Genomic DNA, 17,591 nt, shown 5'->3' with positions numbered 1-17,591 from the left:
CGTTCAGACCGGTATTTCGATATCGCCTCCCGGCGGCGGCGCGAGCATCTGCGCCACCCTTTCGGCGGGCATTTCCTTGCGCGCACCGGCGAAAGCCGGATTGCGGTCCTTGTCGATGATGGCTGCCCTGACACCCTCGATAAAGTCGCCATCTTCCATGCAGCGCGAGACGAAACGGTATTCTCGCTTCAGCGATTCCGCCACCGAGGCATCTTCGCGGGCGGCGCGAACCATTTCGAGCGTGCAGGCGAGCGAAATCGGAGAACCCCGGTCGATGGCCTTCACGGCCTTGCCCGCCCATTCAGCATCCATCTTGCCGAGGGCGCCTGCGATATCGGGAACGGACGGGGAGGAAAATGCCGCCCCGATACCGTTTTCGATGAGCGCCAGCTCCCCTTCCGGAGGCTCGGCGGCAAACGCTGCGATGGAAGACGCATCGGCGGTCGTAACCAGCCTGGCTTTCAGGGCTTCGAGCCTGTCCGACGGCACGAAAGTATCGGCAAAACCGGCATGGATGGCATCCGCGGCACCGATGCGCGTTCCCGTCAGACCGAGATATTCGCCGATCCGGCTGGGAGCCCGTGCAAGCAGCCAGGTGCCCCCCACATCGGGGATCAGCCCGATGCCGCACTCGGGCATGGCGAGCATGGTCCTCTCGGTGACGATCCTGTGCGAGCCGTGGGCCGAGACGCCGACACCGCCGCCCATGACGATACCGTCCATCAGCGCGACATATGGCTTTGGAAAAGCCGCGATCTTGGCGTTGAGACGGTACTCGTCGGCCCAGAAGGTTCTGGCATAGTCCAGATTGCCGGTCTTGCCGGTCGAATAGAGCGCGTTGATATCGCCGCCCGCGCAGAAGGCCTTGTCGCCTTCGGCATCGATCAGCACCATGTCGACGGCGGGGTCATCGCGCCAGTCGTCGAGCGCCTTCTCGAGCGCCATCGCCATGTCATAGGAGAGCGCGTTGAGCGCCCTGGGGCGATTGAGCGTGGCGTGACCCACACGGCCTTCCACGCGCAGGAGAATGTCGTCGCCGGCGCTCATGCGTCTCGCTCCTTCAGGAGCGCTCGCGAAACGATCAGCCGCATGATCTCGTTGGTCCCCTCGAGGATCTGGTGCACACGCAGATCACGAACGATCTTCTCCACCCCGTAGTCGGCGAGATAGCCGTAGCCGCCGTGGAGCTGCAGCGACTGGTTGGCGACGTCGAACGCGGTATCCGTCACGAACCGCTTGGCCATGGCGCAGAACTTGGTTGCGTCCGGAGCCCTGGTGTCGAGTTTCCATGCGGCCTGCCGCAGGAACGTGCGCGCCGCCTGGAGTTCGATTTCCATGTCGGCCAGCCGGAACTGCAATGCCTGGAAACTGTCGATGGTCTTACCGAAGGCCTGCCGTTCGCCCATATAGGCGAGTGCCTTGTCGAGCGCGGTCTGGGCCCCGCCGAGTGCGCAGGCCGAAATATTGAGCCGTCCGCCATCGAGCCCGCCCATGGCATATTTGAAACCCGCGCCCTCCTCGCCCAGCAGGTTGCCTGCAGGCACGCGGCAATCGTCGAACTGGACGACGGATGTCGGCTGCGCGCGCCAGCCCATCTTGTCTTCCTTCGCACCGAACGAAAGTCCGTCAGTGCCATCGGGAACAAGCACAGCGGAAATGCCGCCTGCCCCCTCGTCGCCGGTCCGGCTCATGACGACATAGAGATCGGAATAGCCGCCGCCCGATATGAAGGCCTTCGAACCGTTGAGGACGAAATCGTCTCCGTCGCGGACGGCCTTGGTCTTGAGAGCCGCGGCATCGGAGCCCGAGCCCGGTTCGGTGAGGCAGTAGGAGGCAATCGTCTCCATGGAGACGAGCTTGTCGAGCCACTCGGCCTTGACCGCGTCCGATCCCCATTTGGCGACCATCCAGGTGCACATGTTGTGGATCGAGAGAAACGCCGCCACCGATGGACACGCCATGGACAGGGCTTCGAAGATCAACGTGGCGTCGAGCCGGGTCAGCCCCGTTCCGCCGTCTTCCTCGGGCACATAGATCGCGCCGAACCCCAGAGCCGCGAGTTCGGTGAATATCCCGCGGGGCATGGTGCCCTCCTTCTCCCACTGATGGGCGAAGGGCGCGATCTTCTCTGCACCGAAGTCGCGGGCCATATCGAATATGGCGGCCTGTTCCTCGGTCATGGCGAAATCCATGAAATTCCTCCTCTTGTCGTCGGCTGCGACCGGCGCGAACACCTCCCCGCGCCGGATGAGCTATCTGGTCGCAGGGATGCCTACCGCATCGTCGGGATGACGAATTCGGCACCGTCCTTGATACCCGAGGGCCAGCGTGAGGTCACGGTCTTGGTGCGGGTATAGAAGCGGAATGCGTCCGGACCGTGCTGGTTCAGGTCGCCGAAACCGGATTTCTTCCAGCCGCCGAAGGTGTGGTAGGCGAGCGGCACCGGGATCGGTACGTTGACGCCGACCATGCCGATATTGATGCGGCTGACGAAATCGCGGGCCGCATCGCCGTCGCGGGTGAAGATTGCGGTACCGTTGCCGTATTCGTGCTCCATCGGCAAACGCAGTGCGTCTTCATAGTCATCGGCGCGGACGACCGAGAGAACCGGACCGAAGATTTCCTGCTTGTAGATATCCATGTCGCGGGTGACGCGGTCGAAGAGGCATCCGCCGATGAAATATCCGTTCTCGTAGCCCTGCATGGAGAACTGGCGTCCATCGACCACGAGGTCCGCGCCCTGCTCCACCCCGGAATTGACGAGACCGAGCACGCGCTCGCGCGCCTGTGCCGTGACGAGCGGGCCGAAATCGACATCGTCGCCGGCGGTATACGGACCGATCTTGAGAGCCTCGACGCGGGGCGCCAGCTTTTCGACCAGACGGTCGGCGGTTTCCTCGCCGACGGGAACCGCAACCGAGATCGCCATGCAGCGCTCGCCGGCAGCACCGTAGCCGGCGCCGATCAGCGCATCGACGGCCTGGTCCATGTCGGCATCGGGCATGATGATCATGTGGTTCTTGGCGCCGCCGAAGCACTGCACGCGCTTGCCGTTGGCGCAGCCGCGCGAATAGATGTACTCCGCAATCGGCGTCGAACCGACGAAGCCGACGGCCATGATTTCGGGATGATCCAGGATCGCATCCACCGATTCCTTGTCGCCGTTGACGACGTTGAGGATGCCGTCCGGCAAGCCGGCTTCGCTCATCAGCTCGGCAAGCATCAGCGGCACGGACGGATCGCGTTCCGAGGGCTTGAGGATGAAGGCGTTGCCGGCCGCAATCGCCGGGCAGAACTTCCACATCGGGATCATGGCGGGGAAGTTGAAGGGCGTGATGCCCGCGACCACGCCGAGCGGCTGGCGCAGCGAATACATGTCGATGCCCGGCCCCGCCCCTTCGGTGAATTCGCCCTTCAGGAGATGCGGCGCGCCAAAGCAGAACTCGGCGACCTCGAGACCACGGATCACGTCGCCCTTGGCATCCGGGATGGTCTTGCCGTGCTCGCGCGACAGCGCTTCGGCCAGCTTGTCCATGTCGCGGTGAAGCAGATCGACGAACTTCATCAGGACGCGGGCGCGCTTCTGCGGGTTCAATGCCGCCCATGCGGGCTGCGCGGCAGCGGCGTTGGCGACGGCTGCGTCGAGCTCGGCCTTGCTGGCGAGCGGGGTCCGGGCCTGTACTTCGCCGGTGGCCGGATTGTACACATCGGCAAAGCGCCCCGATGTGCCGTTGACGTGCTTGCCGCCGATGTAATGGGTGAGTTCGGACATGGCTGTACCTCGCTTGTGTTTGGCTTTCCTCAGCTTGCGATCATTCCAAACGCAATTCAATGCACGCAGCACGACAACCGTTGTGCGGAGTTTATAGTTCGACATCGTATTGCCGTGCATTTCCCGTGCTGAAAACCCGAAGCGTCCCATGCGGAAAACTGCGCACTATCAAAGCGACGCCGCATCATATAACCATCCGTCCGGACCGCGGGGCCGAGGCGCCGCCGGACCCGATCGACCTCGATTTCTGGAGAGCACCCGCCATGGAAACCCGTGACATCGTCTACATCGCCCTTTTTGCAGCCATAGTGGCCGCCCTGGCGCTGTTTCCGCCGATCTGGCTGCCGGTGATCGGCGTGCCGATCACGGCGCAATCGATGGGCGCGATGCTGGCGGGCGGCGTGCTCGGCGCGAAGCGGGGCAGCCTTGCCCTTGCGCTTTTCGTGCTTCTCGTGGCTCTCGGCCTGCCGCTTCTCTCCGGCGGACGCGGCGGCTTCGGCGTGTTTTTCGGCCCGACCGCCGGCTACATCGTCGGCTGGATCGTCGCGGCCTTCGTCATCGGCTACCTGACCGAGCGGTTCTGGAACCGCCTCAACATCTTCACCGCAGCCGCGATCTGCATCTTCGGCGGCGTGGTCGTCCTCTATGCCATCGGGGTTCCCTGGAGCGCCGCCGTTGCCAAGGTCTCCGTCACGCAGGCGCTGACCGGATCGGCCCCGTTCATTCCCGGCGACATTCTCAAGGCCATCATCGCTTCGCTGGTCATCGTTACCGTCAAGCGCTCCTACCCGCTGTTGGGCAACCGCTCGGCCGCCTGAGTTGAGCCTGCAGCGCCCCATGATCACGCTCACTTCCGTTTTCGTCGACAAGGCCGGCCGGCACATTCTGAAAGACGTGTCGGTCGAACTCGACAACCGGCGGATCGGCGTCATCGGGCGCAACGGCTCGGGCAAGAGCACATTTGCCAGACTGCTGAACGGCCTGGAGAAACCGACCGCAGGCACTGTTCGGTTCGCCGGTTCGGATGACACCAGAGACCTGCGCCGCAATGTCGGCTTCGTCTTCCAGAACCCTGACAACCAGATCGTCTATCCGATCGTCTCCGAAGATCTCGAATTCGGCCTCAAGAACCTCAAACTGCCGAAGGCCGAGCGGCAGACGCGAATTGCGGACGCGCTCGAACGGTTTGGCATTGCCGCTCTCGCAGAGCGGTTCACGCACGAACTTTCGGGCGGCGAAAAGCAGCTGGTCGCCCTTGCCGGCGTTCTGGTGATGCGCCCGAAGCTGATCGTCTTCGACGAGCCGACCACGCTTCTCGACATGTGGAATGCCCGGACGGTGAAGGCTGCCATCGACGCGCTGGACCAACATGTCGTCCTCGTCACGCACGACCTCGAACTTCTTGCCGATTTCGACAGGGTGATCCTGATCGAAGGCGGTCGCATCGCCGCCGACGGCGAGCCGGCCAGCGTGATTGCCCGCTACCGCGAGACCGCGGAATGATCACCGATCTCTATGTGCGGGGCGCGACCATCGTTCACCGGGCGCATCCCGGCCTGAAGATCCTCCTGCTTTTCGCGATCTCGACGCTTGTCTTCATCGTCGACACGTGGCCGGTGCTGGCGCTCGCGACCGTCTTGGTCGCCGGCGGCTACCTGCTCGCGGGTCTGAAGCCGGCCCATGCCTGGCGCGCGCTCAAGCCCGTGCTGGCAATCTTCGCGATCCTGCTTATTGCCCAGCTCTACCTCGCCGATATCCGGCTGGCCTCATACGTGGTCCTGCGGTTTGCGGTTCTGATCCTCGCGGCCACCCTGCTGACGCTGACGACGAAGGTCAGCGAACTCGTCGACGGTCTGATGGCGGGGCTTTCCCGTGCGCCGGGCTGGGTTCCGCGGGAAAAGATCGCGCTGGCGATCGCCATGACCATACGGTTCATCCCCAGGATCCGGGCCCAGTTCCACGACGTTCGCGACGCGCAACGCGCGCGCGGGCTCGATCGCAGTATCGTGGCGCTGCTGGTGCCGCTCGTGGTCCGGACACTCAAGGATGCCGACGACATCGCGCGTGCCATCGAGGCGCGCTCGGTCGACTGAAACTTTCCTTTCTCGCGGAACGTCCTATTCTTGAGCCGAGGAGGACGAAACGATGCCGCGACTTCCCGAACTGCGGAGGCTCGCCTTGAGCATTCTGCTGATTGCACCGCTTCATGCGGCCCCTGCCCGTGCGCAGGAACCGGTGGAAATGTCGCAGACGGTCATCGAGAGCCAGATAAAATCGTTCCTCCGCGGCGATATCGAAGGGGCCTATGCCCTCGCGGCGCCGTCCATCAGGCAGATATTTCCGACCGTCGAGAAGTTCGGGGCGATGGTGCGAAGCGGCTACGGGCCGGTCTACCGGCCCGGCAATTATGCCTTCGGCAGATCCCGCGAAACGGCAGGCGGCGGGGTGATCCAGGAAGTTCTGATCGCTGGCCCCGACGGCCAGGATTATACCGCGATCTACGACATGGAGCGGCAGCCGGACGGCACCATGAAGATCCGCGGCGTCTCGCTGATCAGACAGGCCTTGCCGCAGACGTGACCGCTCACACGGGCGCGATGTCGCCCTTCTCCCAGCCGGCCTGCGTCTCGGCGCAGAAATCAGCATAGTTTCCGGCTTCGATCGCGCCACGGACGCCTGCCATGAGATCCTGATAATAGGCCAGGTTCACCCAGGTCAGCAGCATCATGCCCAAGATCTCGTTCGAGCGGACGAGATGATGCAGATAGGCGCGCGAATAGTCGCGAGCGGCCGGGCAATTGCTGTCAGGATCGAGCGGTCGCGGATCATCCGCATGGCGCGCATTCTTCAGGTTGATCTTTCCGAAGCGGGTGAAGGCAAGGCCGTGACGGCCTGCGCGCGTGGGCATCACACAATCGAACATGTCGATGCCGCGCGCGACGGATTTAAGGATATCGTCCGGGGTGCCGACACCCATCAGATAGCGCGGCTTGTTGTCCGGCAGAAGCGGACAGGTGACCTCGAGCATGTCGAGCATGACTTCCTGCGGCTCACCGACGGCGAGCCCGCCGACGGCGTACCCCTTGAGGTCGAGATCGACGAGCGCTCTGGCCGAACGTTCGCGCAGGGCCGGACTGTCGCCGCCCTGCACGATGCCGAACATCGCCTTGCCGGGTTGGTCGCCGAAGGCCGTCTTGCAGCGATCCGCCCAGCGAACAGACATCTCCATGGCGCGTTCGATTTCCTCGGCAGAAGCAGGCAGGCGGACGCATTCATCGAGCTGCATCTGGATATCGGAATCCAGAAGCCCCTGGATCTCGATCGAGCGCTCCGGGCTCATGTCGTATTTGCGGCCGTCGATGTGGGACTGAAAGGTTACGCCCTGTTCCGTGACCTTGCGCAGGCCGGCGAGCGACATGACCTGGAAACCGCCTGAATCGGTCAGGATCGGCCGTTCCCATCGGGCGAAGCTGTGCAGTCCGCCGAGCTTGGCGACACGCTCGGCTCCCGGACGCAGCATCAGGTGATAGGTATTGCCGAGAATGATGTCCGCGCCGAGATCCCGCACCTGTTCCATATACATGGCCTTGACGGTGCCGCCGGTGCCGACCGGCATGAAGGCCGGCGTCCGGATCTCGCCACGCGGCATCGAGACGGTGCCTCGACGTGCCGCACCATCGGTCGCCGTGACCTTGAAGCCGAATTCGCTCGCGCTCATCAGGGCGCCCTCTCTAGCAAGCTTGAATCGCCGTATGAATAGAAACGGTAATTGTTTTCAATGGCGTGCGCATAGGCCGCCTTCATCGTTTCAGAGCCGGAGAAGGCCGAAACCAGCATGAAGAGCGTCGAACGCGGCAGATGGAAATTCGTCATCAGCAGGTCGACTGCCCGGAAAGCATAGCCGGGCGTGATGAAGATGTCGGTCGCGCCCGACCACGGATGGATGACGCCGTCTTCGGACGCTGCACTCTCGAGCAGGCGCAGCGACGTCGTGCCGACCGACACGATCCGGCCGCCCCTTGCGCGAACCTCGTTCAACGCCCGGGCCACCTCTTCGGAGACATGACCGATTTCCGAATGCATGCGGTGATCGTCGGTATCGTCGGCCTTGACCGGCAGGAAAGTGCCTGCGCCCACGTGAAGCGTGACGAAATGGCGGGAAATGCCGCGCGCGTCGAGCGCGGCGAACAGCTCCGGGGTGAAATGAAGGCCCGCCGTGGGTGCGGCAACGGCGCCCTCCTCGCGCGCGTAGATCGTCTGGTAATCGGCGCGGTCGCGCTCGTCTTCCGGGCGCTTCGATGCGATATAGGGCGGCAGCGGAATATGACCGGCCGTCATGATCGCCTGATCGAGCGCCGGACCGGACAGATCGAAGCGCAGTTCGAACTCGCCGCCGTCGCCGCGCGGTCCCGCGGTCGCCAGAAGGCTGCCCAGGTCGCAGGCCGGATTGTCCTCCCCGAAAGACAGGCGGTCGCCCTCGCTGACACGCTTGGCGGGGCGGACGAAGGCGAGCCAGGTGTCGGGTCCGGCGCGCATGTGCAGCGTTGCGGAGATCCGCGAGCGGTTCTCGCCACGGATCCGCCAGCCCTCGAGCTGGGCGGGTATGACGCGCGTATCATTGAACACGAGCGCGTCTCCGGGCCTTAGCAACGACGGCAGATCACGGACGACAAGATCGCCGAGTGTGCCGTCGGGCTTGACCGAAAGCAGCCTGGCGCTGTCGCGCGGGTTCGCGGGACGAAGCGCAATATTGTCCTCAGGGAGATCGAAATCGAAGAGATCGACACGCACGGTCTTGTTCCCGAAAATAAAGACGCGGCGGTCCGGTGTCCCGCCGCCGCGTCCAGTGTCTCAATGAGGCCGATCAGGCGTCGGCGGCGACCTTCAGCGAAACGATCTTGTCGGGATCGGTCACCGGCTCGCCACGCTTGATCTGGTCGATGTTTTCCATGCCTTCGACGACCTGTCCCCAGACCGTGTACTGACGGTTGAGGAAGCCGGCATCCTCGAAGCAGATGAAGAACTGCGAGTTGGCCGAGTTCGGGTTCTGGGCACGGGCCATCGAGCAGACGCCGCGGGCATGGTTCATGTTGGAGAACTCGGCCTTCAGGTCGGGCTTGTCCGAGCCACCCATGCCGGCGCGGCGCGGATCGAAGGACGAACCACCGGACTTGCCGAACTTCACGTCACCCGTCTGAGCCATGAAGCCGTCGATCACGCGGTGGAAGACGACGCCGTCATAGGCGCCTTCGCGCGCGAGTTCCTTGATGCGGCCCACATGGCCGGGAGCCAGATCGGGGAACATCTCGATAACCACATTGCCTTTCGTGGTTTCCATGAGAAGCGTGTTTTCGGGATCCTTGATTTCGGCCATTGGGCTCTCCTGTTTGCCGGAAGCGGGTATCAGCCGCCCACGGTTACCTTGATCATGCGGTCGGGGTTCTCGACCACTCCATTGGCGGCCTGATCACCGCGCTTGATCTTGTCGACATTTTCCATGCCGGAGACGACATGTCCAACGACCGTATACTGGCCGTTGAGGAACGAGCCCTCGTCGAACATGATGAAAAACTGCGAATTGGCGGAATCCGGGCTCTGCGCGCGGGCCATGCCGACGGTGCCGCGTTCGAAGGGCTGATCGGTGAACTCGGCCTTCAGATCGGGCTCGGACGACCCGCCTGTACCGGCGCGGCCGGCCTCGAACCCGTCTTCCATGTCGCCAAATTCGACATCGCCGGTCTGCGCCATGAAGCCTTCGATCACACGATGGAAAGCAACATTGTCATACTCGCCGGCCTGGGCGAGCGCCTTGATGCGGGCTGCGTGTTCGGGGGCCTTGTCGTTCAGCTCGATGACGACGGGGCCGTCCTTGAGCTCGATCGTGATACGGTCCGCGGCGGATGCGAGGCTGGTCGCAAAGACACCTGCGGCGAGAACCGCGGAAGCGGCGAAATGCTTGAACACGTGAGATAACTCCCTTTCGACGCCGGAGACCGGCGATTGCGTTTGGCACATGGGACGGCGGATGGCAATGGCAACGCCCTCAGGCGCATGACCAGTGCGGATGACGCGCGGGATCTGTCCCTATTCGCGCCCTGCCCTTATTGCCGCGTCGACCGGTTTCGGCACGAACGGGCTCACATCGCCTCCCATGCCGGCGATTTGCCTGACAAGCGTGGCGGTGATGTGGCGGTTGGATGCACGCGCGGGCAGGAAGACGGTCTGCAGATCCGGCGCCATTTCGGCGTTCATGCCGGCAATCTGCATCTCGTAATCGAAATCGGTGCCGTCACGCAGGCCGCGCAGGATCACGGAGGCGCCGGCCTTTCGCGCCGCGGTGACCGTAAGCTCGGAGAAGGTTTCCACGGTCACGTCATCGACGCGGCCGGGAAGCACTTCGGCGAGCGAGGCAAAGATCAGCCTTTCGCGCTCCTCGGCTGAAAACATCGGCTTCTTGGTCGCCGAAACGCCGACCCCGATCACCACCTTGTCACAGAGGTTCAGCCCCTGAACCAGAACGTCGAGATGTCCATTGGTCATGGGGTCGAAAGATCCCGCCAGATAGCCTGTACGCATGTGTACTCCCTTTGGCTCGTATGTGTGGCATGGCGACAGGCCTCTATCAAGCACGGTCACACGGAAGAATAGCGGGGCAGCCCGTTCAGAATTCGTTCAGGCTCGCAAGCACATACTTCTCGCATAGTTCAAACGAAAACGAGGCAACTGCCATGTTTGAAGCCTTTACCGTCGTCACCGTTCTTTTCGTCGCACTCTTCGGCGGGCTTACTCTTGCCGCCATCCGCAACAGCGAAGCCGAAAACCGCCAGACCGTTCGCGTCACGGAAAAAGCCCGACGCTAGCGCCGGGCTTTCTGATTTCACTGGCATGATTACCAGTCTATTCCTCGCCGTTTTCCTCCGGCGACTGATCCGGGGTTTCGCCCGCTTCCGCAGTCTGCGCCGTTCCGGCTGACGCTTCACCGTCCACCACCAGCTCGTCACCATCCTCGGCTGCGGCTTCCTCCTCCGGCTCGCGGATGCGGTCGACGGAGACCACACGCTCATCCTTGGCCGTATTGAAGATCGTCACACCCTTGGTGGCGCGGCTTGCCATGCGGATCTGGCCGACGGGGGTGCGGATCACCTGACCGCCGTTCGAGACCATCATGATCTGGTCGCCGTGATCCACCGGGAAACAGGCGATCAGCGGACCGATTTCCGCGGTCTTCGAGGTATCGGTGGCACGGATGCCCTTGCCACCGCGACCCGAGATGCGGAAGTCGTAGCTCGAGGACCGCTTGCCATAGCCCTTCTCGGAGACCGTGAGGATGAACTCCTCGCGCTCCTTGAGCTCTTCATAACGCTCGTTGGGCAGTTCGCCTTCCGCGGCCTCTTCGCCCACAAGCGCCACATCCTCGACGTCCTCGCCGGTCACCGCACGCCGCTCGGCGGTCGAGCGGCGGAGATAGGCTGCACGCTCCCACGCCTCGGCATCGACATGATGAACGATGGTCATCGAGATGAGGGAATCGTCCTGACCGAGCGAAATGCCGCGGACGCCGACCGAGTTACGGCCCGCGAACACGCGGACGTCACCCACCGAGAAGCGGATGCACTGGCCGAGTGCCGTCGTCAGCAGAACGTCATGCGCGTCGCTGCAGGTCTCGACGTTGAGGATCGAGTCCGCTTCGTCGAGCTTCATCGCGATCTTGCCGTTGCGGTTGACCTGGACGAAGTCGGACAGCTTGTTGCGGCGGACGGTGCCACGGGTGGTGGCGAACATCACGTCGAGATCTGCCCAGCTGTCCTCATCCTCGGGCAACGGCATGATCGAGGTGATGCGCTCACCCTGCTCCAGCGGCAGCATGTTGATGAGCGCCTTGCCGCGCGATTGCGGCGTACCGATCGGCAGGCGCCAGACCTTCTCCTTGTAGACAATGCCCCGGGAGGAGAAGAACAGGACAGGCGTATGGGTATTGGCGACGAACAACCGGGTGACGAAATCCTCGTCCCGTGTCGCCATGCCGGAGCGGCCCTTGCCGCCACGACGCTGCGCCCGGTAGGTGGCGAGCGGCACGCGCTTGATGTAGCCGGCGTGGCTGACGGTCACGACCATGTCCTCGCGGGCGATCAGGTCCTCGTCGTCCATGTCCGGACCACCTTCGGTGAGCTCGGTGCGACGGGGCACGCCGAACTCGTCGCGGACCGCAATGAGCTCATCCTTGATGATCTGCTGGACGCGAATGCGCGAACCGAGGATATCGAGATAGTCCTTGATCTCCTCGCCGATCTGGTTGAGCTCGTCGCCGATCTCGTCACGACCGAGAGCTGTCAGGCGCGACAGACGCAGTTCGAGAATGGCGCGGGCCTGCTCCTCGGAGAGATTGTACGTGCCGTCGTCGTTGATCCGGTGGCGCGGATCGTCGATGAGCTGGATCAGCGGCTCGACGTCGCGCGCGGGCCAGCGGCGGGTCATCAACTGCTCGCGCGCCGTCTGCGGATCGGGCGCGTGACGGATCAGGTGAATGACCTCGTCGATATTGGCGACGGCAATCGCCAGGCCGACCAAGACGTGGGCGCGCTCGCGCGCCTTGCGCAGCAGGTATTTCGTGCGCCGGGTCACCACTTCCTCGCGGAAGCTGATGAATGCCTTGAGCACGTCCATCAGGTTCATCAGCTCCGGCTTGCCGCCGTTGAGCGCCACCATGTTGACCCCGAACGAGGTCTGCAGCGGCGTGTAGCGGTAAAGCTGGTTGATGATGACGTCGGCGACGGCGTCGCGCTTGAGTTCGATGACGACCCGGTAGCCCTGGCGGTCGGATTCGTCGCGCAGGTCGGAAATGCCCTCGATGCGCTTGTCGCGCACCAGTTCGGCCATCTTCTCGATCATCGCCGACTTGTTCACCTGATAGGGAACCTCGGTGATGATGATCGCCTCGCGGTCGCCGCGCATCGGTTCGACGTGAACCTTGCCGCGGATGACAACCGAGCCACGGCCCGTCTCGAAGGCGGAGCGGATGCCGGCGCGACCGAGAATGATGCCGCCCGTCGGGAAATCCGGCCCCGGAATGATCTGCATGAGTTCGAGCAGATCGATCGACGGATTGTCCATGATCGCCATGGTGGCGTCGCAGACTTCGACGAGGTTGTGGGTCGGGATATTGGTCGCCATGCCGACGGCGATGCCGCCGCCGCCGTTGACGAGCATGTTCGGGAAGCGCGCCGGTAGCACCTTCGGCTCGGAGCCCGAATTGTCGTAGGTCTCCTGGAAATCGACGGTATCCTTGTCGATGTCCTCGAGCATTTCGTGGGCGAGCTTGGTCAGGCGCGCCTCGGTGTAACGCATCGCAGCCGGCGGATCGCCGTCGATGGAGCCGAAATTGCCCTGTCCGTCGATGAGCATGGAGCCCATCGACCAATGCTGGGCCATGCGGACCATCGCATCGTAGATCGACTGGTCGCCGTGCGGGTGGTACTTACCCATCACGTCGGAGACCGGCCGCGCCGATTTCACATATTTGCGGTTCCAGTGATAGCCGCTCTCGTGGGACGCATAGAGAATACGGCGGTGGACAGGCTTGAGGCCGTCACGCACGTCAGGCAGCGCACGCGACACGATCACGCTCATGGCGTAATCGAGATAGGAGCGCTGCATTTCCTCAATGATCGAGACCGGTTCGATACCCGGTGTCGGTGGCTTGGCGCCACCATTCGTCTGGTCGGTCAAGTCAGGTCACATTCCATTTCAGAATCACTGGCAACTGTATAGCGGAAACGCCGGGCTACCGCCAATTTCCGGCGGTTTTCGTTGCTTCTTTTCCAAGGTTTTCCCAACCGAGGGTTTCCCTTTCACGGATCGTCGCCTAGGGATAGGTCAAACCAGCCATTCGGGATCCCGCACGCATGACCTTCGACAGCCTCGTCAGCGCCTTCGTCACCATCATCGTGATGTATGATCCGCCGGGTCTGGCGGCCATCTTTCTCGGGCTGACGGCGGGCATGACCCGCAGCGAGCGCATCCAGGCCGCGCTGCGCGGCGTGATCCTTGCGACCGGCATCCTCGTCGTCTTCGCATTGACCGGCTCGGCGATCCTCCAGGCGCTCGGCATTTCGCTCGAAGCCTTCCGTATCGCCGGCGGCATCCTTCTGTTCGTCATCGCCTTCGAGATGATCTTCGAGAAACGGCACGAACGCCATGAGAAGAGCGCGGAACGGGCCGTGACGCAGGACCACATAGCAAACGTGTCGGTTTTTCCGCTCGCCATTCCGCTGATCGCGGGCCCAGGAGCGATTTCGGCAGTCATCCTGCTCGCGGGTACGTTCTCGGCGCCGGTCGAGCGCCTGGGGCTGATCGGCGTGCTTCTCGTCGCCGCGGCGGTGCTGGTTCTCACCCTGATGATCGCCGACCGTGTGGACAAGTGGCTTGGCACCACCGGCCGGGCCATCCTCACCCGCCTGCTGGGCGTGTTGCTCGCAGCGCTGTCAGTGCAGTTCGTGGTGGACGGGCTGAAGCAATACTTCTTCGCCTGAGCCGTCAGCCGCCGACGGCGAGCGGATGGCCGGCGGCGAACTGGACCAGATCCCACAAATTCCCGTAGAGGTCGCGGAAGTCGGCGACGGTTCCGTAGTCCATCACCTTCGGCTCGCGGACGAATTCGACCCCGCGCGCCAGGTAGAGCGCGTGATCGCGCTCGAAGTCGTCGGTCGCCAGGAACATGAAGACGCGACCGCCCGCCTGGTTGCCGATGAAGGCTTCCTGTTCGGGCTTCGATGCGCGGGCGAGAACGATGCACGTGCCTTCGCCCGCCCGCTGCGGACGGACGACGACCCAGCGCTTGTCCTGTTCAGGCTGATAGGTGTCTTCCAGAAGCGCGAAGCCGAGCGTGTCGCAATAAAAGGCGATCGCCTCGTCATAGTCTCGGACGACCAGGGCGATGTTGGAAATCCGCTGCGCCATCAGCGCCGGGTCCTCAGGATCCGCTGCCAGATCGTGCCGCCGGCATAGTAGGTGCCGATCCAGAAATAGGCTGCGATCAAGCCGAAGCACAGGAAGGCGGGAATGCCTTCCAGCTTGAAGCCACCCTCGTTGATGCCGCCAGTCAGCGCGGCAAGCAGGAAGCCGAAGCCGAAGAAGGTCGTGAAAAAATCCATCACATGCGCGAGCATGATGCGCCATTGCGGAATGCCGCGCACGGGAGGATTGGGCTCGGAGGTTCCGACGGGCTGGACGGCGGGACCGGCTCCGCTTGCCTTGTCATCCTTTTCAGGCTGGCTCACAGAGTGCCCTCCCCGCAATCATCCTTTAACCTCGACCTCAGAACGGAATGTCGTCGTCGAGATCGCGCGAGAAACCGCCGCCGCCGGAGGGCTGGCCGCCACCGCTCGAGCCGCCGCGATCGTCGTAGCCGCCACGGTCATCGTAACCGCCGCCGCCACCACCCATGCCGCCGCCGCCGCCGCCCATGCCGCCACGCGAACCGCCGCCACCTTCGCCTTCGCCGCGGCCATCGAGCATGGTCAGCGTCGAGTTGAATCCCTGCAGCACGATTTCCGTGGAATACTTGTCCTGGCCGTTCTGGTCCTGCCATTTGCGGGTCTGGAGCTGGCCTTCGATATAGACCTTGGAGCCCTTGCGCAGATAGTTTTCGGCGACCTTGCAGAGACCTTCCGAGAAGATCACCACGCGGTGCCATTCGGTCTTCTCGCGACGCTCGCCGCTGTTGCGGTCGCGCCAGCTTTCCGAGGTGGCTACCGAGAGGTTCGCGATGGGCCGGCCGTCCTGCGTGCGGCGGATTTCCGGATCCGCGCCGAGATTTCCGACCAGAATGACCTTGTTGACGCTGCCTGCCATGACGTGAACTCCAGATATACGTGTGTGGCGGAGAGTGCGCCCTCCGCTGATTTTGCGCCAGCATAGACGAGCGGGGCTGCAATGGCTCCCCGCATGACGACAATCCACAAGCGAATTGCAGCTCTGCCGGCACCGGCGATGTTCTATAAATGTTCCATAAACGCGATGATTGCAAGCCGCCGTTCAGGCAAGCCTGCAAATCATCAAGGAGGGCTCAGATGCCTTCCTCTACGTCCACCTTGCGCCAAACGGCCTCGCAGAAGGAGTAAAGCGCGAAAAGGCCGATGCCGATCGCCATGCCCCCCAGAAGCGCATCGCCCATCGGCAGTTCCTGGATGAACTTGAGGGCATCCTTCATGCCGGGCGTCGAACCACCCTCTTCCCCCGCAGTCAGGCCACGGTAGAACAGAAGGAAGGCAAGAATGAAGAAGACGGTGCCCCGGGCGCAGAGACCGACGACCGAGATCGGCGAAATGAATTTCATCTTGTCTTCGGAGGCCGCGAAATGGTCCCTGAATTTTCCGGTGAGCGCCTTGTACCAGTGGGCGATCCCGACGCAGACGAAGACGACCGACAGACCGGTCGCCACCCATTGGGAGCCGACGAACCCCGCGACCGTCTGCGCGAAACCGCCCCCTCCCGAGCCACTGTCGCTGCTTCCCGTGACGATGCCGAGCTGTGTCGCGGCAAAGATGGCAAGGGCGGTGTAGGTGAGCGCGCTGACGAGAAGACCGCCGCGAATGGCGAGCCCCTTGGCGTCGGTGCCGTGGCGATCGGCGTCGCCGACGGCCTGGATGAGACGCCAGACGACATAGCCGACGAGACCGACGATCATGGCAGCGATCAGGATGGCGCCGGCGGGCTGCGACATCAGTTTTTCGAGAGCGCCCTTCGACCCCTGCGCCTCGCCCGAACCGATTGCCGCCAGAAGGGCAAAAAGGCCGATGATGAGATAGACGACGCCCCGGGAGGCGTAACCGGCGCGCGCCAGCCAGACGAGTTGATCGGACGACATGTCAAGGGCCTTGCTGCCCGCGCTCGATAAGCTCATTGACCTTCTCCCAGTTCCTGTTTGCGGTGTGTTGACCGCGCAATGCGGTTTGCCGTGAGCCAGCAGATGCCGGCCCATGCGCCTCCGAACAGCCAGCCCGCCAGGACATCGCTGGGCCAGTGAACGCCGAGATAGACCCTGGAGATGCCGATCAGCAGCGACAGCGCGACAGCCGACCCGACAAGCACCACCCGCGTTCCCTCGTTTTCCACGAAGCGGACCGCAATCGCCGCCAGCGTCAGCCATGTGAACGCGCTCACCATGGCGTGGCCGCTCGGAAAGCTGGAAGTGAACGTCACGTCGAGATGATCGACGATTTCCGGTCTCGACCGATTGAAGAGGAGTTTGGCGACCGTCGAAACGGCGCTTCCCGTCACCACGGAGGCGAGCAGAAAGAGAACGGCCGCGCGCTTGCGAAAGGTGAGCAACGTCAGCGAGGCCAGAAAGACAACGGTTGAGAGAATGGTATAGCCGCCAAGGGCGGTGAACTCCGCGGCCGCCTCGCGGAACCAATCGGGTCCGAAAGGCGGGCCGTCCGGTCCGCCGGGGCGGAATTCGAGCAAGAGATGGCGATCGATATCGTCGCCCTTGCCGAGCGTGACGAGAACAGCCAGGACGCCGAAGCCGAAAAGGCAGAGAACCGTAAGGAGCGCGACGCGCTTTTCCGCGGCGCTCATCTCCGACCATTTCGATTTCGAAGCGAGGCCGGTGCCCGCGATGCTCTCCGACATGTCTGTTCTGCTGCTCCCGCCCGCTGACGATTGAAACAAGGGTCGATTGCGTAACATCCGGCGCACGGTTTCGTTCCCGCATGGTCGAGACTGTCGCGAGATGTTCGCTTGTTCTTTATATGTTCTCACTACTGAACTATGCTGACAAAAACGAATCGCGGGCGTGATATGACCTCCATGCCTCGAC

Annotated in this window: 20 protein-coding genes; 6 read left to right on the top strand and 14 right to left on the bottom strand. The window is 63.2% G+C overall.

Annotation, left to right across the window (positions count from 1 at the left end):
- Window positions 1–3: 3 nt before the first annotated feature.
- The 3 genes from E2A64_RS09620 to E2A64_RS09610 all read right to left on the bottom strand — a co-directional run bounded on the left by E2A64_RS09620 (window position 4) and on the right by E2A64_RS09610 (window position 3,772).
- The gene (locus tag E2A64_RS09620) at window positions 4–1,047 is read right to left on the bottom strand and encodes an enoyl-CoA hydratase/isomerase family protein (RefSeq protein ID WP_133284129.1); all 1,044 of its coding nucleotides are present in this window, start codon (window positions 1,045–1,047) and stop codon (window positions 4–6) included.
- Entirely contained in the window at window positions 1,044–2,192 is a 1,149-nt protein-coding gene (locus E2A64_RS09615) for an acyl-CoA dehydrogenase family protein (RefSeq protein ID WP_133284128.1), read from the bottom strand. The genes E2A64_RS09620 and E2A64_RS09615 overlap by 4 nt, the downstream gene beginning before the upstream one ends.
- An 80-nt stretch (window positions 2,193–2,272) precedes the next feature.
- The gene (locus E2A64_RS09610) at window positions 2,273–3,772 is read right to left on the bottom strand and encodes a CoA-acylating methylmalonate-semialdehyde dehydrogenase (RefSeq protein WP_133284127.1); all 1,500 of its coding nucleotides are present in this window, start codon (window positions 3,770–3,772) and stop codon (window positions 2,273–2,275) included.
- 263 nt (window positions 3,773–4,035) lie between these two features.
- Between E2A64_RS09610 and E2A64_RS09605 the strand changes: the two genes are divergently transcribed.
- From E2A64_RS09605 to E2A64_RS09590, 4 genes are read left to right on the top strand one after another with little or no spacing between them, the layout of a single operon-like run.
- Window positions 4,036–4,590: a biotin transporter BioY gene (locus E2A64_RS09605; protein WP_133284126.1), complete on the top strand. Its 555-nt coding sequence runs from the start codon at window positions 4,036–4,038 to the stop codon at window positions 4,588–4,590.
- Between the two features lie 19 nt (window positions 4,591–4,609).
- Entirely contained in the window at window positions 4,610–5,275 is a 666-nt protein-coding gene (locus tag E2A64_RS09600; protein WP_133284125.1) for an energy-coupling factor ABC transporter ATP-binding protein, read from the top strand.
- Window positions 5,272–5,865, top strand: a complete 594-nt coding sequence (locus E2A64_RS09595) for an energy-coupling factor transporter transmembrane component T family protein (protein ID WP_133284124.1) — start codon at window positions 5,272–5,274, stop codon at window positions 5,863–5,865. Before E2A64_RS09600 ends, E2A64_RS09595 begins: the two co-directional genes overlap by 4 nt.
- A gap of 52 nt (window positions 5,866–5,917) precedes the next feature.
- Entirely contained in the window at window positions 5,918–6,352 is a 435-nt protein-coding gene (locus tag E2A64_RS09590) for a DUF4864 domain-containing protein (RefSeq protein ID WP_133284123.1), read from the top strand.
- 4 nt (window positions 6,353–6,356) lie between these two features.
- On the opposite strand, the gene tgt is transcribed toward E2A64_RS09590, so the two are convergent.
- The 5 genes from tgt to coaD all read right to left on the bottom strand — a co-directional run bounded on the left by tgt (window position 6,357) and on the right by coaD (window position 10,348).
- A complete protein-coding gene (gene tgt / locus E2A64_RS09585) occupies window positions 6,357–7,490 on the bottom strand; it encodes a tRNA guanosine(34) transglycosylase Tgt (RefSeq protein ID WP_133284122.1) in 1,134 nt (377 codons plus the stop codon).
- The gene (gene queA, locus E2A64_RS09580; RefSeq protein ID WP_133284121.1) at window positions 7,490–8,563 is read right to left on the bottom strand and encodes a tRNA preQ1(34) S-adenosylmethionine ribosyltransferase-isomerase QueA; all 1,074 of its coding nucleotides are present in this window, start codon (window positions 8,561–8,563) and stop codon (window positions 7,490–7,492) included. Before queA ends, tgt begins: the two co-directional genes overlap by 1 nt.
- 73 nt (window positions 8,564–8,636) lie before the next feature.
- A complete protein-coding gene (locus tag E2A64_RS09575) occupies window positions 8,637–9,146 on the bottom strand; it encodes a peptidylprolyl isomerase (RefSeq protein ID WP_133284120.1) in 510 nt (169 codons plus the stop codon).
- 29 nt (window positions 9,147–9,175) lie between these two features.
- Window positions 9,176–9,736, bottom strand: a complete 561-nt coding sequence (locus tag E2A64_RS09570) for a peptidylprolyl isomerase (RefSeq protein ID WP_244598202.1) — start codon at window positions 9,734–9,736, stop codon at window positions 9,176–9,178.
- 120 nt (window positions 9,737–9,856) lie between these two features.
- On the bottom strand, window positions 9,857–10,348 hold the full coding sequence (gene coaD, locus E2A64_RS09565; RefSeq protein WP_133284118.1) for a pantetheine-phosphate adenylyltransferase: 492 nt from the start codon (window positions 10,346–10,348) through the stop codon (window positions 9,857–9,859).
- 152 nt (window positions 10,349–10,500) lie between these two features.
- Between coaD and E2A64_RS18110 the strand changes: the two genes are divergently transcribed.
- Window positions 10,501–10,632 (top strand): hypothetical protein, encoded by a 132-nt coding sequence (locus E2A64_RS18110; protein WP_280177531.1) that lies wholly within the window; start codon window positions 10,501–10,503, stop codon window positions 10,630–10,632.
- A 37-nt stretch (window positions 10,633–10,669) separates the two neighbouring features.
- Here E2A64_RS18110 and gyrA read toward each other — a convergent pair whose 3' ends face one another.
- The gene (gene gyrA / locus E2A64_RS09560) at window positions 10,670–13,498 is read right to left on the bottom strand and encodes a DNA gyrase subunit A (protein ID WP_133284117.1); all 2,829 of its coding nucleotides are present in this window, start codon (window positions 13,496–13,498) and stop codon (window positions 10,670–10,672) included.
- Between the two features lie 176 nt (window positions 13,499–13,674).
- On the opposite strand from gyrA, the gene E2A64_RS09555 reads away from it, so the two are divergent.
- Complete coding sequence (locus tag E2A64_RS09555; protein ID WP_133284116.1) at window positions 13,675–14,301, top strand: MarC family protein; 627 nt, start codon at window positions 13,675–13,677, stop codon at window positions 14,299–14,301.
- Between the two features lie 4 nt (window positions 14,302–14,305).
- Here the strand turns inward: E2A64_RS09555 and E2A64_RS09550 are convergent, their stop codons facing one another.
- The 5 genes from E2A64_RS09550 to E2A64_RS09530 all read right to left on the bottom strand — a co-directional run bounded on the left by E2A64_RS09550 (window position 14,306) and on the right by E2A64_RS09530 (window position 17,404).
- Entirely contained in the window at window positions 14,306–14,728 is a 423-nt protein-coding gene (locus E2A64_RS09550) for a VOC family protein (protein ID WP_133284115.1), read from the bottom strand.
- Entirely contained in the window at window positions 14,728–15,048 is a 321-nt protein-coding gene (locus E2A64_RS09545) for a hypothetical protein (protein WP_244598201.1), read from the bottom strand. Before E2A64_RS09545 ends, E2A64_RS09550 begins: the two co-directional genes overlap by 1 nt.
- Before the next feature lie 37 nt (window positions 15,049–15,085).
- Window positions 15,086–15,622, bottom strand: a complete 537-nt coding sequence (locus E2A64_RS09540) for a single-stranded DNA-binding protein (RefSeq protein ID WP_133284114.1) — start codon at window positions 15,620–15,622, stop codon at window positions 15,086–15,088.
- A gap of 214 nt (window positions 15,623–15,836) precedes the next feature.
- The gene (locus E2A64_RS09535; protein ID WP_158285726.1) at window positions 15,837–16,673 is read right to left on the bottom strand and encodes a DUF1206 domain-containing protein; all 837 of its coding nucleotides are present in this window, start codon (window positions 16,671–16,673) and stop codon (window positions 15,837–15,839) included.
- Window positions 16,670–17,404 (bottom strand): phosphatase PAP2 family protein, encoded by a 735-nt coding sequence (locus E2A64_RS09530; protein WP_158285725.1) that lies wholly within the window; start codon window positions 17,402–17,404, stop codon window positions 16,670–16,672. The genes E2A64_RS09535 and E2A64_RS09530 overlap by 4 nt, the downstream gene beginning before the upstream one ends.
- Window positions 17,405–17,591 lie beyond the last annotated feature (187 nt).

The sequence above is a fragment of the Pseudohoeflea suaedae genome (genome assembly GCF_004354915.1).
In the GTDB taxonomy this organism is placed as follows: Bacteria; Pseudomonadota; Alphaproteobacteria; order Rhizobiales; family Rhizobiaceae; genus Pseudohoeflea; species Pseudohoeflea suaedae.
The sequence above is the reverse complement of the archived record's forward strand: the minus strand, read 5'-3'. Positions and strand labels throughout refer to the sequence as shown.

What these genes read in the sequence shown, in the direction of transcription:
- E2A64_RS09620 (WP_133284129.1), bottom strand. Translation starts at nt 1,047, where the DNA reads ATGAGCGCCGGCGACGACATTCTCCTGCGCGTGGAAGGCCGTGTGGGT.
- E2A64_RS09615 (WP_133284128.1), bottom strand. Translation starts at nt 2,192, where the DNA reads ATGGATTTCGCCATGACCGAGGAACAGGCCGCCATATTCGATATGGCC.
- E2A64_RS09610 (WP_133284127.1), bottom strand. Translation starts at nt 3,772, where the DNA reads ATGTCCGAACTCACCCATTACATCGGCGGCAAGCACGTCAACGGCACA.
- E2A64_RS09605 (WP_133284126.1), top strand. Translation starts at nt 4,036, where the DNA reads ATGGAAACCCGTGACATCGTCTACATCGCCCTTTTTGCAGCCATAGTG.
- E2A64_RS09600 (WP_133284125.1), top strand. Translation starts at nt 4,610, where the DNA reads ATGATCACGCTCACTTCCGTTTTCGTCGACAAGGCCGGCCGGCACATT.
- E2A64_RS09595 (WP_133284124.1), top strand. Translation starts at nt 5,272, where the DNA reads ATGATCACCGATCTCTATGTGCGGGGCGCGACCATCGTTCACCGGGCG.
- E2A64_RS09590 (WP_133284123.1), top strand. Translation starts at nt 5,918, where the DNA reads ATGCCGCGACTTCCCGAACTGCGGAGGCTCGCCTTGAGCATTCTGCTG.
- tgt (WP_133284122.1), bottom strand. Translation starts at nt 7,490, where the DNA reads ATGAGCGCGAGCGAATTCGGCTTCAAGGTCACGGCGACCGATGGTGCG.
- E2A64_RS09575 (WP_133284120.1), bottom strand. Translation starts at nt 9,146, where the DNA reads ATGGCCGAAATCAAGGATCCCGAAAACACGCTTCTCATGGAAACCACG.
- coaD (WP_133284118.1), bottom strand. Translation starts at nt 10,348, where the DNA reads ATGCGTACAGGCTATCTGGCGGGATCTTTCGACCCCATGACCAATGGA.
- E2A64_RS18110 (WP_280177531.1), top strand. Translation starts at nt 10,501, where the DNA reads ATGTTTGAAGCCTTTACCGTCGTCACCGTTCTTTTCGTCGCACTCTTC.
- E2A64_RS09555 (WP_133284116.1), top strand. Translation starts at nt 13,675, where the DNA reads ATGACCTTCGACAGCCTCGTCAGCGCCTTCGTCACCATCATCGTGATG.
- E2A64_RS09550 (WP_133284115.1), bottom strand. Translation starts at nt 14,728, where the DNA reads ATGGCGCAGCGGATTTCCAACATCGCCCTGGTCGTCCGAGACTATGAC.
- E2A64_RS09540 (WP_133284114.1), bottom strand. Translation starts at nt 15,622, where the DNA reads ATGGCAGGCAGCGTCAACAAGGTCATTCTGGTCGGAAATCTCGGCGCG.
- E2A64_RS09535 (WP_158285726.1), bottom strand. Translation starts at nt 16,673, where the DNA reads ATGAGCTTATCGAGCGCGGGCAGCAAGGCCCTTGACATGTCGTCCGAT.
- E2A64_RS09530 (WP_158285725.1), bottom strand. Translation starts at nt 17,404, where the DNA reads ATGTCGGAGAGCATCGCGGGCACCGGCCTCGCTTCGAAATCGAAATGG.